The following is a 14,720-nucleotide window of genomic DNA, read 5'->3' as shown; positions in this document are numbered from 1 at the left end:
TCGTCGATCTTTTGCGTGAAAATATCTCTGTTTGTGTACAGGGTTAACTTGAAATATTGAAGGAAAAAGATAATGGGAAATGTAGGAATCTGGCAACTTGTTATTGTCGCTGTCATCGTAGTTTTATTATTCGGCAGAGGAAAAATTTCCGGCCTTATGGGTGATGTAGCCCAGGGAATCAAAAGCTTTAAAAAAGGTATGGCTGAGGATGATGAGCCAGCTCAAACTGTCGAACAGAAAAATATCGAACAAAAATCTGAATCTGTCGCTTCAGAGCAGAAAAAGCAGACTTCTGAAAACGCAGATTAATTTTATCTAACCACAGGTCGGAATCAAAAATGTTTGATGTTGGATTTCCAGAACTTTTTATTATTGCGGTGCTGGCAATTATATTTGTTGGTCCTAAAGACCTGCCGAAAGTTGTTCGCTCGGGCATGACACTGATGCGCAAGATCCGGGAGATGGGCCGGGAATTTCAGGACGGTGTCAAAAAAATGGCTGATGAAGTTGAGCTTGAGGCTGTAACGCGCAAGCTCAACGAAGCGGCAAATATTCCGCTTGAAGATGCAGGGACAAAGAAAAAAGAAGATAGTGCGTCAAATGAATTCGCTGATTATAAGGAATTTGATTATGACGAATATGACTATGATCATGGCGGATACTCACCCTCTTCCAAAAGTAAGCAAAAGGACGCGGAAAAGGATACGTCATCCACGGAAGCGGTTGCCAATGAACAATCTTCCGATACAACAGAAAGTCCTGTAGAAACAGCATCCGAACAATCGTCTGAAAAGGCCAATGAAAATAAGAGTAAAGCAGATGACTGATATGTCGGAAGAAGACGAAATCGAAGAAAGCGCGGCACCGCTTCTTGATCATTTAATAGAACTTAGATCCCGCCTTATCTGGTGTGTCGTTTATATCATGGTTGCTTTTTTGGTCTGTTTTTATTTTGCTGATGATATCTATAATTTTCTTGCACAGCCTTTTGTGGATGTGGCACGGGAGCATGGCAAAGAACCGACAATGATTTTCACGGGATTGCAGGACAAATTTTTTGTAAATATCCGTTTGAGTTTCTATGTGGCGCTCTGTGTAACCTTTCCAATGGTGTCTATGCAGATATGGAAATTCGTGGCCCCCGGCCTTTATAAAAATGAGAGACATGCCTTTTTACCATTTCTGGTCGGAACACCGATCCTGTTCGTGATGGGGGCATCACTTGCCTATTACGTGGTTATCCCTAACGCCTGGAATTTCTTTATTTCATATGAAGTCGGAGTAGCGTCTGAGGTAAGTAAAGAGATTGGAAATCAGGCACAGCTTCATATTCAATCATTACCGGCGGTTAAAGAATACCTTTCACTGACAATATTATTAATGTTTGGTTTTGCGCTCAGTTTTCAGTTGCCCGTGCTTCTCCTCCTTCTGGCGCGCGTAGGATTGGTAACTGCTGATGGGTTGTCTAAACAAAGAAAATATATGATCGTCGGCGCTTTTGCCTTTGCGGCATTTATGACACCGCCTGATCCGATTAGCCAGATCAGCCTTGCAGTGCCTGTATTGCTGCTTTATGAAATATCAATAATCGTTATAAGACTAACAATAAAACAACCGGAAGAACATGTTTGATATAAAAGCCATCCGCGATAATCCAAAATTTTATGATGATGCATGGGCCCGACGGGGGCTTAATCCACAGACAGAGGAACTGATAAGTCTGGACGCAAAATTGCGCGAAAAACAAACGGACCTTCAGGTTTGCCAGGCACGTCGCAATGATGCATCAAAAGCCATTGGTATAGCAAAATCAAAAGGTGAGGACGCATCATCAGCAATGAATGAAGTTGCTGATTTAAAAGTCAGAATGACGACCCTTGAAGATGAGGTACGGATATTAAGTGATCAGTTAAATGCTGCACTAGCGGGTATCGCGAACATACCTTATCCGGAGGTTCCGGATGGAGCGGATGAAGAGGGAAATATTGAGGTTCGCAAATGGGGTGACATACCGACTTTTGATTTTGAACCAAAACAGCATTTTGATCTTGGAGAACAATTAGGACAGATGGATTTCGACCTTTCCGCCAAAATGTCGGGTGCCAGATTTGTTTTACTTCGTTCGGACCTGGCTAAGCTCGAACGGGCACTGGCCGCTTTTATGCTGGATATGCATACGGCTGAATTTGGCTATGAGGAAGTATCGGTCCCTCTTCTAGTGCGTGAACAGGCGCTTTTTGGCACCAGCCAATTGCCGAAATTTGAAGAAGATCTCTTTAAAACCACATCGGATCATTATCTTATTCCGACGGGTGAGGTGCCACTGACAAATATGGTCAGGGAAAGCATTGTCGAAGAAGAAAAATTACCATTGAGATTAACCTGCCTGAGCAGTTGTTATCGTTCTGAGGCCGGGTCAGCCGGTCGGGACACGCGCGGAATGATCAGACTGCACCAGTTTCAGAAAGTTGAAATGGTCAGCATTACAACGCCGGAACAATCAAGTGATGAGCTGGAGCGGATGACGTCGATTGCCGAAGAAGTTCTCAAAAGACTAAAGCTCCCATACAGGGTCGTGATGCTTTGCACAGGAGATATGGGCTTTGCCGCCCATAAAACCTATGACCTTGAAGTGTGGCTGCCCGGGCAGAATGGTTACCGGGAAATTTCAAGTTGCTCGAATACCGGTGATTTTCAGGCGCGGCGAATGAAAGCCAGGTGCCGTCCAAAAAATGATAAAAAAACAAGGTATGTTCATACATTAAACGGTTCTGGTCTTGCCGTTGGCCGAACACTGGTCGCCGTCCTTGAAAATTATCAGCAGGCGGACGGTTCCATTAAAATTCCTGATGCCTTAATTCCATATATGGGTGGACAAGAGGTGATTTATTCCTCTTAGAATATTTAGTAAGTCTTATGAAAAGTAGCCTTAAATCCAAAAAAAAACAGCTAATAGAGATTTTAAGATCCCAGGGAATCACTGATGAAAAGGTGCTTGAGGTTATTTCTGAGATTCCCAGAGAAGACTTTATTCCCGACTTTTTAAGAAACCAGGCATATGAAAATGCCGCTCTTCCTATCGATAGCGGGCAAACCATAAGTCAGCCATTCATTGTCGCTTACATGACACAGGAACTCAAAGTCGAGAAAAAGCATAAAGTGCTCGAAATCGGGACGGGGTCAGGATATCAGGCGGTGGTGCTGGCAAAATTATGTAAGCGTCTTTTTACAATCGAGCGTCATATGCCGCTTTATAAATCGGCAGAAGACATGTTTAAAAAACTGAGAATTTTTAATATTACGACGCTTTTTGGAAACGGCATCAAAGGCTGGAAAGAACAGGAACCTTTTGACCGGATTATGGTTACGGCGGCGGGGGAAGAAATTCCTGATGAATTATTATATCAGTTAAAGGACGGTGGCATAATGATCATCCCTGTCGGTGCTCAGGACGAGACGCAACATATTATCCGGGTAACGCGGCGTGGCGATGATTTTGATGTTAAAACGCTACTGCCAGTGAAATTTGTTCCATTGCTATCGGGTATTGTGCATTCGTCTTAATGCCTGCTATAATTTTCGTATGAATTTAAAAAAGGCATTATTTTTATCTTTATATATTATTGTCGGTACAATTCTTTCGGGTTGTTCACTTGGTTATGACAGCCCTGGGCCTTACCCTTATTCACACGTCAATCAGTCTGATCCGACACCATCAACGTTTCAATCACAGCCTGCATCAGGCACACAAGCGACAAATAACACCCCTGCACAGAACCCGACACCGCGAACGAAACCTACTGCTCCTGCGACAGTTAATGTTTCTTCAATTCCAGCAACCAAGCCGTCGGCTTCAACAACATTGGTAACAGTCAGGAAGGGCGACACCGTTTATGCGATATCTCGCAGGTACGGGGTAACGGTTCGATCTGTTATCAGCACTAATAACTTGAAACCACCTTACCTATTGAAACTGGGGCAGACATTGTCAATTCCTGCCGTTACAGATTATACAGTAAAAAGGGGGGATACAGTTTATGGTGTATCAAGAGCTAATGGCGTTATGATGAATGATCTTGTCCGAATAAACGGACTGCGACAGCCTTATGCCTTAAGGGTAGGACAGGTGCTGAAAATTCCTGGACATGACCAATCGTCTTTGATGAAAGTTGATGTCGCGCCACCACCTCAAATTTCAGGGAAAGGGTTTATGTGGCCGGTACGGGGCAATATTATTTCCAGTTACGGACCAAAGCAGGCAGGTTATCATAATGATGGTATAAATATTCGTGCCTCCCCGGGAACACCAGTCTATGCTTCCGAAAGCGGTGTCGTCGTTCATGCAAGCAATAAACTTGAAGGATATGGAAACCTTATTCTTATAAAACACCAAAATGGATGGGTCACGGCTTATGCACATAATCAGGTGATGCTCGTTAAAAAAGGGCAGAATGTGGTTCGTGGTCAGACTATCGCCCGTGTTGGAAGTTCTGGTAGGGTAAATAGTCCCCAGCTTCATTTTGAAATGAGGAAAGGCTCCCGTGCGGTTGATCCCAATCTCTATCTTAAAAGCTAATTTGATATATTAGTAAATTTGCAATAAATCATCGTTATATAAAAACAATTAAAAACCACATTGAATTATCATTATTTAAACGAATAGTGGTTAAGGTAATGGTTTGAAATTTGCATTTGAAGAAAATAATAGATCAAAAATAATCAGTGGTTCTGGAAAATAGATAAAGGTCAAAAAGCGGGATGGGCAATTCAATTGAGCTGAGTTTATCGGCATTAAATGATTATATTGAGAACAAATGCAGCGGAAAAGAAGTGTTTTTTGGCATCTGGTCATTTGACGATATAGAATTCAAGATAGATAAAATTCCAGACAATATTCAGATTGAGAAGGGAAGAAACTGGTTGGCATTAAGAAACGGTGCAAAACTGGTTGATGGGGTATTATTTCCCAAAATTTCAGACGATCAAGGCCCGGAACTTGTTGTGATGAGGGGATATCTGGGGGAAGAAAAAATACATTCCTATAGCGATCCTGATAAGGTCCGGAGCTATTGGAGCGGGAATTTTCAACGCCGTCATAACGGAATTTTCAGTGCTGTATCTATTACGGATGATGGTAAGAAACTGAATTTCATTTCTGATATTTTTGGGATCGGAGCACTTTATTACAGGCAAGTCGGCGATTTGGTCTTTTTCTCTTCTGCTTCGGGGTTGCTTTCTTTGTGTGATGATCATCCTGACTATACGTCCTGGGTTCTGAATATAGTTTTGGGTTTTATTCCTGGAAATGATACACTGACCAAAGAAATAAAACTTGTTGAGCCTGCCACCAATACCAGCTTCACGAAGCACGGTATGTCCGTTGATAAATGGTTTAAGGTGGATGATTTTCCTGAAGGTTCAGGATTTGTTGATGATGAAGTTCTTGGACAGTCGCATGAATGTTTTAAGCGTTCGGTTGAACGTTGCCTTGATCTTCATCATGGTAAAAATATATTACCCTTATCAAGCGGACATGACAGCCGCCGGATATTTGGCCATTTAAATGATAGCGAATTACCATTTGAAACTTGTACATTGCAAATTTCAACGGCAACCGGTGAAGACCTCGACCTGCCATATGGTGAGCGCATTGCCCATGATTTTAATATTGATCATACTTCCATAAAATTGCCGAATAAACAGCAATGGCGCATTAATGACATCCAGCGGATCCTCTCAATGGATGCACAAAGTCAGGTTCATACATGGTCAGTGCCATTATTCGAACATTATAAAAACCAGTCAGTCACTATTTATGATGGTCTGGGTGGGGATGTGTTCGGGTTTCACGGACTTGTGGTGAACGAAGTCAAGAATATCAAATTACCCATAAATGTACCAAAGCAGTTTAGTTGTGATATAAAAACGACTGATCAGGAAGTCACAGCAATTGTTGAAAATATGAAAGCGAAATTCAAATTTGGTCCAAATCATGGACTACTGGTATTTTTACATTCTATTTCCAGAAAAATTACAAGCCTTTGGTCGCAGCAACAGGCGAAACCCGGTCAGTTGGTAGTATATCCATATCTTGATCTTGAGTATGTGGAATTTATGTTGTCATATTCCTATAAGGAAAAAATATATGAACGGACACAATTGAAAATAATGGAAAAATACTGGCCAAAACTGGCGTCTTATCCTTCTAGTCGGGAAGTTCCTGCTGATGCAGTTAGCCTCAATCACATTTATGAAACCAATAACCGTTATTCCAAAAACTTTTTACAAACGAACTGCTCGTCTAGCCAAAACAGTCCCGTTGATTTTGGCCGTTTTCTGACTTTAAAAGCACGTGTCATTCTGGGCCTGTCCCGCTATTACAGAAAACTGGATATCAGTTCAGGTTGGTGGATCAGACCGGTTATAGAATTTGTTTTCTGGTGGAAGAACAGACCTTTATTTTTCAAAATTGAAAATGAAAAAGAATAGTCTGAATTATTCTTAAATATATCTGTTAAACATTGTAATCCCGCCTTGTTTGATCTATGGCTATAAATATTGATCGCGCGGAGTTTGCGACCCTTTGTCAATATTGATTTAAAAATAGATATTAAGGTGAATATATAAAATGAATTCCCTGAAACTGCCTGAATTTGAAGATGTTTTGAGTGCGGCAAATAAAATTGCCGGCCATAGTGTAAAAACGCCCCTTCTGAAATGTGATGATCTGTCCGAAAAACTGTCAGCAGAAATATATGTCAAGGCAGAATGCCTTCAGCGTGTGGGTGCATTCAAATTCAGAGGGGCTTATAACAGGCTTTCAAGACTTTCTGATGACGAGAAAAAACGGGGTGTTGTTGCCTACTCATCAGGCAACCACGCGCAAGGGGTAGCCGCATCTGCCCGCTTGCTCGGTATTGACGCCGTCATCGTCATGCCGAAGGATAGCCCGAAAATGAAACTTCAGAATACGATAAATTATGGAGCTGAAGTGATCACCTATGACCGGGCAACGGAAAGTCGTGAAGAGATCGCCGCCCAAATATCAGCGGAACGGGGGTGCGTTGTTGTTCCTTCATTCGAGGATTTTTATATTATTGCCGGTCAGGGTACAGCCGCCCTCGAAGCCCTTCACCAGGCAAAGGATTTCGGAACCGAATTTGATGTCTTTATGACCCCTGTTGGGGGAGGTGGTCTAATTTCCGGTTGCTCACTGGCGGTTAAAGCTCTTAGTCCAGAGACAGAAATTTATGGTGTGGAACCCGAAGGGTTTAATGATGTACAACGCTCCCTGCAAAGTGGCAAAATTGAAAGTAACCCCAAGCCGTCAGGATCAATTTGTGATGCCATTCTGACCGTTCATCCGGAACCCATGACATACACGATCATGAGCCGTAATCTTTCGGGCGTATTGACAGTGACGGATGAGGAAGCCCTTAAAGCAATGAAATATGCCTGGGAGAAACTGAAACTGGTTGTTGAACCGGGTGCCTGTGTTGCACTTGCCGCGGTTTTGCATGGTAAACTGGACGTAAAAGGTAAAAAAATATGTATCGTACTGAGCGGCGGTAATGTTGATGAGGAAACATTTATTAAGGCACTAAATACATAATGTCGGGCAAAATTGGAAAAATAGCAAATGGTGGAGGGATACTTTATCCCTATAAAGGGATTTGGCCGGAAATTGATGACAGCTGTTTTATTGCACCCGGAGCACGGATAATAGGCGATGTTAAAATTGGTGCCGGTAGCAGTGTATGGTTTAATTGTGTTCTCAGAGGAGACGTCGGAAAAATCAGAATCGGCAAAAATACAAATATTCAGGACGGAAGTGTACTTCATGTTGATAGTGATGGTTTTGATACAATCCTTGGCGATAACGTATTGGTTGGGCATATGGCACTCGTTCATGGAACAACCGTTGAAGATGATGGCTTTGTCGGCCTTGATGCCACAACAATGGATGGTTGCGTTATTAAGAAAAAAGGCATGCTGGCGGCCGGGTCATTGCTTAGTCCGGGTAAGATTATCGGCGAGGGCGAGCTTTGGATGGGACGTCCTGCCAAATACGTGAAGGACATTGATGAGAAAGCGTTAAGGGCTTTCGCGAAAGGGGCTAAAAAATACGCAATCACAGCCCAGGAATATCTCAGCGAATATTCATAATTTGTCAGGCCTGATTTCTCAGAAATATATTAAACATTGCTTTAAATCCCAATCTCATTAAAATTAGCTAAATAAAAATATAAAATATCTGGGAGCACTGAATGGAAGCAATGTTTGCAGCATTTGCGGATTGGTTAAACATGATCGTTTGGGGACCAATCATGCTGGTATTGCTTCTGGGAACAGGGGTATATCTGACAATCGGCTTAAAATTTATGCCGATCAGACGTCTAAAAGCAGGTTTTCAAAGTCTTTTCAGTAAAAAATCAAATACGCATACATCTGCTCATGATGGTATAACACCACTGCAATCATTGATGACGGCGTTATCCGGGACGATTGGTGCCGGAAATATTATTGGTGTGGCCTCAGCAATTCTTGTTGGTGGACCGGGAGCCATTTTCTGGATGTGGATGACGGCTCTTTGCGGGATGGCTACAAAATATGCTGAAGCTCTTATGGCGGTCAAGTACAGGACAAAAAGTGAACATGGGTTTCTGATCGGCGGACCGATGTATTATATAAAAATTGGCCTGCCTAAAAAATGGTTGTTTCTGGGGGTTTCTTATGCCGGAATGATGGTGATTGCAGGTCTTGCGACCGGGCATATGGTTCAGGCGAATGCCATTTCCGTAGTTCTAAGTGAAAATTTCGGGGTCAGTAATTGGGTTACGGCAACGGCGCTTTCCGCATTGGTATTCGCGGTGATAATCGGTGGCTTAAGATCCATTGCAAGAATGGCAGAATTCACAGTGCCGACAATGAGTATTCTTTATTTGTTTTTCGGGACAATAATATTACTAATGAATGCCGCTCAAATTCCCACTGCTTTTGCGCTTATTTTTGAGGGCGCCTTTAATGGAACCGCGGCCGTTGGTGGATTTGCCGGTGCCGCCATGATGGCGGCAATACAACAGGGGGTTTCCCGTGGCCTTTATTCCAACGAGGCAGGGACAGGAAGTGCAGCAATTGCCCACGCTTCTTCTGAAGTGAAGGATCCTATAAAGCAAGGTGAGATTGCTATGCTCGGAACCGTCATCGATACGATTATTATTTGTACGTTTACGTCACTGATCATTTTAACAGTACAGATCGATATGGGTGGTATCACACAGGCGGCCTGGTTGTTTGGGGATGACGGTAATGCTGGGGCGACCCTGACATCACAGGCATTTGCCGCCGGGATTAGTGGTGGCGGCTATGTGGTTATTGTAGGCCAACTAATCTTCTCATTTACAACGATCATTGCCTGGAGTCTTTATGTCGAAAGGGCGGGAATTTTTCTGAGCAGTGAAAAATATAAACTGGCCTTCAGGATTTTAAGTGTAATTTTGGTTTTTTTAGGTTGTGTAGGCCAGTTTACCACAGTATGGGCTTTTGGCCTTGCGTCATTAGGTATGATGGCAGTCCCTAATCTTATTGCGTTGCTTATAAAAAGCCCGGAAATTTTTGAAATGACTCGCGTCGCCCATCAGACAAGGCTAGAATTAGATAATCAAAATGCTGAATAAATTAAGGGATTAAAATAAAAATGAGTGTAGCTGAAAGTAAAAATCATGAAATGACGAGCCATTGGCGGTCGAAAACCGGCTTCCTGTTAGCGGCTGTTGGTGGCGCAATTGGTCTTGGAAATATTTGGCGTTTTCCGTTTGAAGCAGGGCAAAATGGTGGGGCGGCCTTTGTTATCGTTTATGCGGCTTTTGTATTTATAATCGGATTTCCATTATTAAGCGCTGAAACAATGCTGGGCCGTTACGGTAAAGAAGGTGCCATAACCAATTTTGGTCATATTGCCCGACTGGAAGGTAAATCACAAAACTGGAAATTTATCGGCTGGTTTATTGCCTCTTCCGCTTTCATTATCAGTTCTTATTACAGTGTTATTGCCGGAACGACTGGAGCTTATGCGTTTGAGGCGATCAGGGGAACATTTTCCGGAATAACGCCGGAGGGTGCAAAAGCACTTTATGCCAGCTATGAAGAAAACCCTTTGAAACTTACTTTCTGGCACGGCTTATTCATGGCGGGATGTGCCTTTGTTCTTTCCAAACAGCTTAATAATGGTATCGAAAAAATGACGTCCATTACCATGCCGCTCTTCTTCTTTCTCTTAATCGTGCTAATCATTGTCGCCGCGGTGATTGGCGATTTTTCAGCCGGGGTAAAGTTCCTTTTTGCGCCTGACTTTTCCAAATTGACAATGGGTGTGGTGGTTACGGCCCTCGGACATGCATTTTTCTCAATCGGTGTTGCGCTTGGTATCATGCTTACATTCGGGGCATACCTGCCGGATGACACGTCAATTGTTCAATCCTCACTTCTCGTCTGCGTTGGGGATACATTATGTGCAATGACTGCGGGCCTTTGTATTTTTCCTATCGTCTTTGCCTTTGGACTGGAGCCCGGTGCAGGACCAGCGCTGGTGTTTAATTCCATGACCGTTGCTTTTGGCCAGCTTGAATATGGAGGATTTTTGGGTACTGGTTTCTTCGTTTTGCTTGCCATTGCGGCATTTACAACGCTTCTTGCTTTGATGGAACAAATGGTCAGTTATTTGAATATTTTTTATGAAATGTCACGAGCCAAATCAGCCTGTATTGTGACAGGATCAATATTTACACTTGGTCTGCTTTCCGTTTTATCTTCAAATATACTTGCAGGGTTTACAATAAACGGAATGAATTTGATAGATAGCTTGGATTGGTGGATCAATAAAGTTGGTCTGCCGCTAGGCGGGTTGTTCACAGCCATTTTTGTTGGATGGGTTTTAAATAAGCAAAAAGTATTCGAAGCATTTGGGAAAAATGAAAAGCGTCTCGAACTGTTATATACAATCATCAAATATGTATGTCCGATTGCTATTTCGATTGTGTTTATTTCTCAGATTATTTAAATATCCAAAATTTTTTAACTGATTTCTCGCAGAATCCTGTTCCCCGAACAGGATTTTGCTGTTATGAGAGGGCGGAAAATATAATATTCTACTCATTTAAACGGATAAAAAGATGAATTCTGAATTTTACAGAATAAAAAGACTGCCCCCTTATGTTTTTGCTGAAGTCAATGCAATGAAAGCAAAAGCACGAGCGGCAGGAGAGGATATTATAGATTTTGGTATGGGAAATCCTGATCTTATGCCGCCACAGCATGTGATTGATAAAGTCACCGAAACCATGAAAGACCCTAAAGCACATCGTTATTCTGCATCAAAGGGGATTCATGGACTTCGGAAAGCAATGGCCGCTTATTATGAGCGCAGGTTCAATGTGACCCTTGATCCGGAAAGTGAAGTAATAGCCACTTTGGGCTCGAAAGAGGGGCTTGCCAATCTGGCCCAGGCCATTACTGCGCCTGGTGATGTGATCCTCGTGCCGAACCCAAGTTATCCGATCCATCATTTTGGATTTATCATCGCCGGGGCGACAATTCGTCACCTACCGACAAGCAAGGATCATGATTTTATAAGAATACTTGATCAGGCGGTAAAACATAGTGTGCCAAAGCCGCTGGCTTTAGTGATTAATTATCCGTCAAATCCGACAGCTGAGGTTGTTGATCTTGATTTCTACAAAGAGGTAGTTGCTTTTTGTAAAAAACATGAAATTTATATCCTTTCTGATCTGGCCTATGCGGAGATTTATTTTAATGATGTGCCGCCACCATCAATTTTGCAGGTTCCCGGTGCCCGTGATGTTGCCGTTGAATTTACTTCCATGAGTAAAACATATTCTATGGCTGGCTGGCGGATGGGCTTCGCTGTTGGTAATAAAGACCTTATTGCGGCCTTAACCCGAATGAAATCCTACGTTGATTATGGTGCTTTTACACCTATTCAGGTGGCGGCAACTGCAGCGCTTAATGGTCCGCAGGACTGTATTGATTATGCAAGAAATATTTATAAAAGCCGCAGAGATGTTCTGGTTAACGGAATGGCCGGTTCCGGCTGGGAAATACCATCGCCGGAAGCCACCATGTTTGCCTGGGTACCGCTTCCTGAAAAATGGAAAAAACATGGGTCAATGGAATTTTCAAAATCCCTGCTAACCAATGCAAAGGTGGCTGTGGCACCTGGCGTCGGTTTTGGAGAATATGGGGATGATTTTGTCCGCATTGCTCTTGTTGAAAATGAACAGCGCATAAGACAGGCAGTCAGAAATATGAAGCAGTTTATGCAAAAAAGTGATGAATATCTGGAACAATTAAGTAAGAAATAAGGTAAGGAAACGTTTTGAGTAATCCGTTAAAAGTGGCCGTTGCCGGGCTTGGGAATGTAGGCGTAGGTGTCGTTAAGATACTTGAAAAACATAAGCAGTTAATCGCTGATCGTGCCGGTCGAGAAATTATCATTACCACCGTTTGTGCCAGAAACCATAATGCTGACCGTGGCGTTGATCTTTCGCACTATAAATGGGTTTCTGATGCGAGTACTCTGGCGGATCAGGATGATGTGGATATTGTTGTTGAACTGATCGGCGGCGAAGAGGGTGTTGCCTATGAAACGGCGATAAATACTCTTAAAAATACCAAATCACTGGTTACAGCCAATAAAGCTATGATCGCCCATCATGGAACAGTTCTTGCTGATCTGGCTCAGGAAAATAATGTTGCCCTTCGTTTTGAGGCCGCAGTAGCGGGCGGTATTCCCATCATCAAGGCGATTGGTGAAGGGCTTGCGGCCAACGAACTAAACCTTGTTTACGGCATTATGAACGGTACCACCAATTATATGCTGTCCCAGATGGAGGCACGGGGGTTGAGTTATAATGAAATTCTCGCGGAAACTGAGCAACTTGGTTATCTGGAAGCGGACCCTTCGCTTGATCTGGACGGAATTGATGCCGCACATAAACTGGCAATTTTAAGCAGTGTGGCGTTTGGGACAAAAACAGATTTTGACAATGTCTATATCGAAGGTATCCGTAACATTGAAACTGTTGACATAAAATATGGCAAGGAACTCGGCTACAGAATAAAGCTACTGGGCATTACCAAATATGAAAATGGTAATCTATCCCAACGTGTTCATCCGGTTATGATTGATCGTAAACTTCCAATAGCAGGCGTTATGGATGGATTTAATGCTTTGGTAGTCGATGGTGATTTTATCGACAGAACTTTTTATCAGGGGCGTGGTGCCGGTGAAGGGCCGACAGCCTCAGCGGTGGTTGCTGATCTGATTGACATTGCAAGAGGACACACTGGTCCGGCATTCTTTAAGCCGGCCTCAAAACTTGTGGCGGCAAACCCGGTGTCGATTGATCAGAGAAAAGGGGCCTATTACATTAGGCTGCATGTTAAGGATGAGGCCGGTGTAATCGCCGATATAACGACTTCTTTAAAACAGGCGAATGTGTCCGTGAAGACCATGTTACAAAAGGGAACAGAACTGGACGGTACAGTTTATGTGGTTCTTGCAACGCATGAAACGACAGAAACGGCAATGAATGAAGCCCTTAAGCGTATAAGTGAATATTCATCTGTAATAGAGGCGCCGTTATCTATTAGAATTGAAAAATTATAATTATAAGATATATTCGGTATAGTATTAAATAATAAGAAATAGGAATTAATTATGGCTGTTAAATCGACTTTAGATCGTATTTTTGTACTAGAGCTCGTACGTGTCACAGAGGCAGCGGCGATTGCCGCAGCAAAACTTGTCGGAATGGGGGACGAAAAAGCAGCAGATGCTGCAGCCGTTGATTCCATGAGAAATGAACTAAACGAATTGCCTATTAAAGGCCGGATCGTTATTGGTGAAGGGGAGCGTGACGAAGCCCCAATGCTTTATATCGGTGAAGAAGTGGGGACAGGCGAAGGGCCGGAAATTGATATCGCTCTTGACCCGCTTGAAGGAACTACAATTGCCGCAAAAGCCATGCAAAACTCATTGGCAGTCGTTGCCCTTGCTGAAAAAGGTAATCTTCTGAATGCACCGGATGTCTATATGGATAAGATAGCTGTTGGTCCGGGTTTACCGGAAGGCGTAGTAGACCTTGATAATAGTGTTGAAGAAAATATTAAGTCCGTTGCAGGGGCAAAAGGACGTCTGGTCAGTGATATGCTTGTCTGCGTGCTTGATCGCCCACGCCACGCGGAACTGATAGATAAAATCCGCGCTACCGGGGCACGCGTAAAATTAATTGGTGACGGTGATGTCGCCGGCGTAATTGATACAACCAATCCGGACACATCCGTTGATATTTATATGGGCTCTGGCGGCGCACCGGAGGGCGTCCTGGCGGCGGCGGCACTACGCTGCACAGGCGGACAAATTCAGGGCAGACTTACATTCAGAAATGAAGAAGAGCGTAACCGCGCCCGGAAATGGGGAATTGATGATCTTGACCGCAAATACAGTACCGTTGATATGGCAGCGGGTGATGTGATATTTGCGGCCACCGGTGTTACCGATGGAACGCTGCTTCGCGGTGTTCATAGTACGCCGGACGGAAAGGCATACACGACGGAAACAGTGGTGATGAGATCAGCATCAAAAACGGTGCGTAATATCCGGACTATTCATAACCGCGCAGTCAAACTATCAAAATAAT

The 14,720-nt window shown here is 43.3% G+C and carries 14 protein-coding genes; all 14 read left to right on the top strand.

Translation table 11 applies throughout. The features are described from left to right. Positions 1-72 precede the first annotated feature (72 nt). The 14 genes from R3D86_03275 (at position 73) to glpX (ending at position 14,719) form a co-directional block, all read left to right on the top strand. Positions 73-309 carry a twin-arginine translocase TatA/TatE family subunit gene (locus tag R3D86_03275; GenBank protein ID MEZ5757224.1) on the top strand — a complete coding sequence of 79 codons (237 nt, stop codon included), beginning with the start codon at positions 73-75 and terminating at the stop codon, positions 307-309. A gap of 29 nt (positions 310-338) precedes the next feature. Further along, positions 339-827, top strand: coding sequence for a Sec-independent protein translocase protein TatB (gene tatB, locus R3D86_03270; GenBank protein ID MEZ5757223.1), 489 nt, complete (start codon positions 339-341; stop codon positions 825-827). Beyond that, positions 820-1,632 (top strand): twin-arginine translocase subunit TatC, encoded by an 813-nt coding sequence (tatC, locus tag R3D86_03265; GenBank protein ID MEZ5757222.1) that lies wholly within the window; start codon positions 820-822, stop codon positions 1,630-1,632. The genes tatB and tatC overlap by 8 nt, the downstream gene beginning before the upstream one ends. Beyond that, on the top strand, positions 1,625-2,899 hold the full coding sequence (serS, locus tag R3D86_03260; GenBank protein ID MEZ5757221.1) for a serine--tRNA ligase: 1,275 nt from the start codon (positions 1,625-1,627) through the stop codon (positions 2,897-2,899). The genes tatC and serS overlap by 8 nt, the downstream gene beginning before the upstream one ends. Positions 2,900-2,916: 17 nt before the next feature. Beyond that, positions 2,917-3,564, top strand: a complete 648-nt coding sequence (locus R3D86_03255) for a protein-L-isoaspartate(D-aspartate) O-methyltransferase (GenBank protein ID MEZ5757220.1) — start codon at positions 2,917-2,919, stop codon at positions 3,562-3,564. A 19-nt stretch (positions 3,565-3,583) separates the two neighbouring features. Beyond that, the gene (locus R3D86_03250; GenBank protein MEZ5757219.1) at positions 3,584-4,576 is read left to right on the top strand and encodes a peptidoglycan DD-metalloendopeptidase family protein; all 993 of its coding nucleotides are present in this window, start codon (positions 3,584-3,586) and stop codon (positions 4,574-4,576) included. Positions 4,577-4,758: 182 nt separating this feature from the next. Continuing rightward, entirely contained in the window at positions 4,759-6,489 is a 1,731-nt protein-coding gene (locus R3D86_03245; protein ID MEZ5757218.1) for a hypothetical protein, read from the top strand. Between the two features lie 139 nt (positions 6,490-6,628). Beyond that, positions 6,629-7,612: a threonine/serine dehydratase gene (locus R3D86_03240; GenBank protein ID MEZ5757217.1), complete on the top strand. Its 984-nt coding sequence runs from the start codon at positions 6,629-6,631 to the stop codon at positions 7,610-7,612. Next, positions 7,612-8,166 (top strand): gamma carbonic anhydrase family protein, encoded by a 555-nt coding sequence (locus R3D86_03235; GenBank protein ID MEZ5757216.1) that lies wholly within the window; start codon positions 7,612-7,614, stop codon positions 8,164-8,166. Before R3D86_03240 ends, R3D86_03235 begins: the two co-directional genes overlap by 1 nt. A 101-nt stretch (positions 8,167-8,267) precedes the next feature. Then, positions 8,268-9,677: a sodium:alanine symporter family protein gene (locus tag R3D86_03230; protein ID MEZ5757215.1), complete on the top strand. Its 1,410-nt coding sequence runs from the start codon at positions 8,268-8,270 to the stop codon at positions 9,675-9,677. A gap of 20 nt (positions 9,678-9,697) precedes the next feature. After that, positions 9,698-11,059: a sodium-dependent transporter gene (locus tag R3D86_03225; protein MEZ5757214.1), complete on the top strand. Its 1,362-nt coding sequence runs from the start codon at positions 9,698-9,700 to the stop codon at positions 11,057-11,059. A 112-nt stretch (positions 11,060-11,171) separates the two neighbouring features. After that, entirely contained in the window at positions 11,172-12,380 is a 1,209-nt protein-coding gene (locus R3D86_03220) for an LL-diaminopimelate aminotransferase (protein ID MEZ5757213.1), read from the top strand. Between the two features lie 14 nt (positions 12,381-12,394). After that, positions 12,395-13,687, top strand: a complete 1,293-nt coding sequence (locus R3D86_03215) for a homoserine dehydrogenase (GenBank protein ID MEZ5757212.1) — start codon at positions 12,395-12,397, stop codon at positions 13,685-13,687. A gap of 51 nt (positions 13,688-13,738) precedes the next feature. Continuing rightward, positions 13,739-14,719 (top strand): class II fructose-bisphosphatase, encoded by a 981-nt coding sequence (gene glpX, locus R3D86_03210; protein ID MEZ5757211.1) that lies wholly within the window; start codon positions 13,739-13,741, stop codon positions 14,717-14,719. Position 14,720: the final 1 nt, after the last annotated feature.

Source organism: Emcibacteraceae bacterium, assembly GCA_041396985.1.
In the GTDB taxonomy this organism is placed as follows: domain Bacteria; phylum Pseudomonadota; class Alphaproteobacteria; order Sphingomonadales; family Emcibacteraceae; genus Pseudemcibacter.
This window is presented reverse-complemented; position numbering and strand designations above follow the sequence as displayed.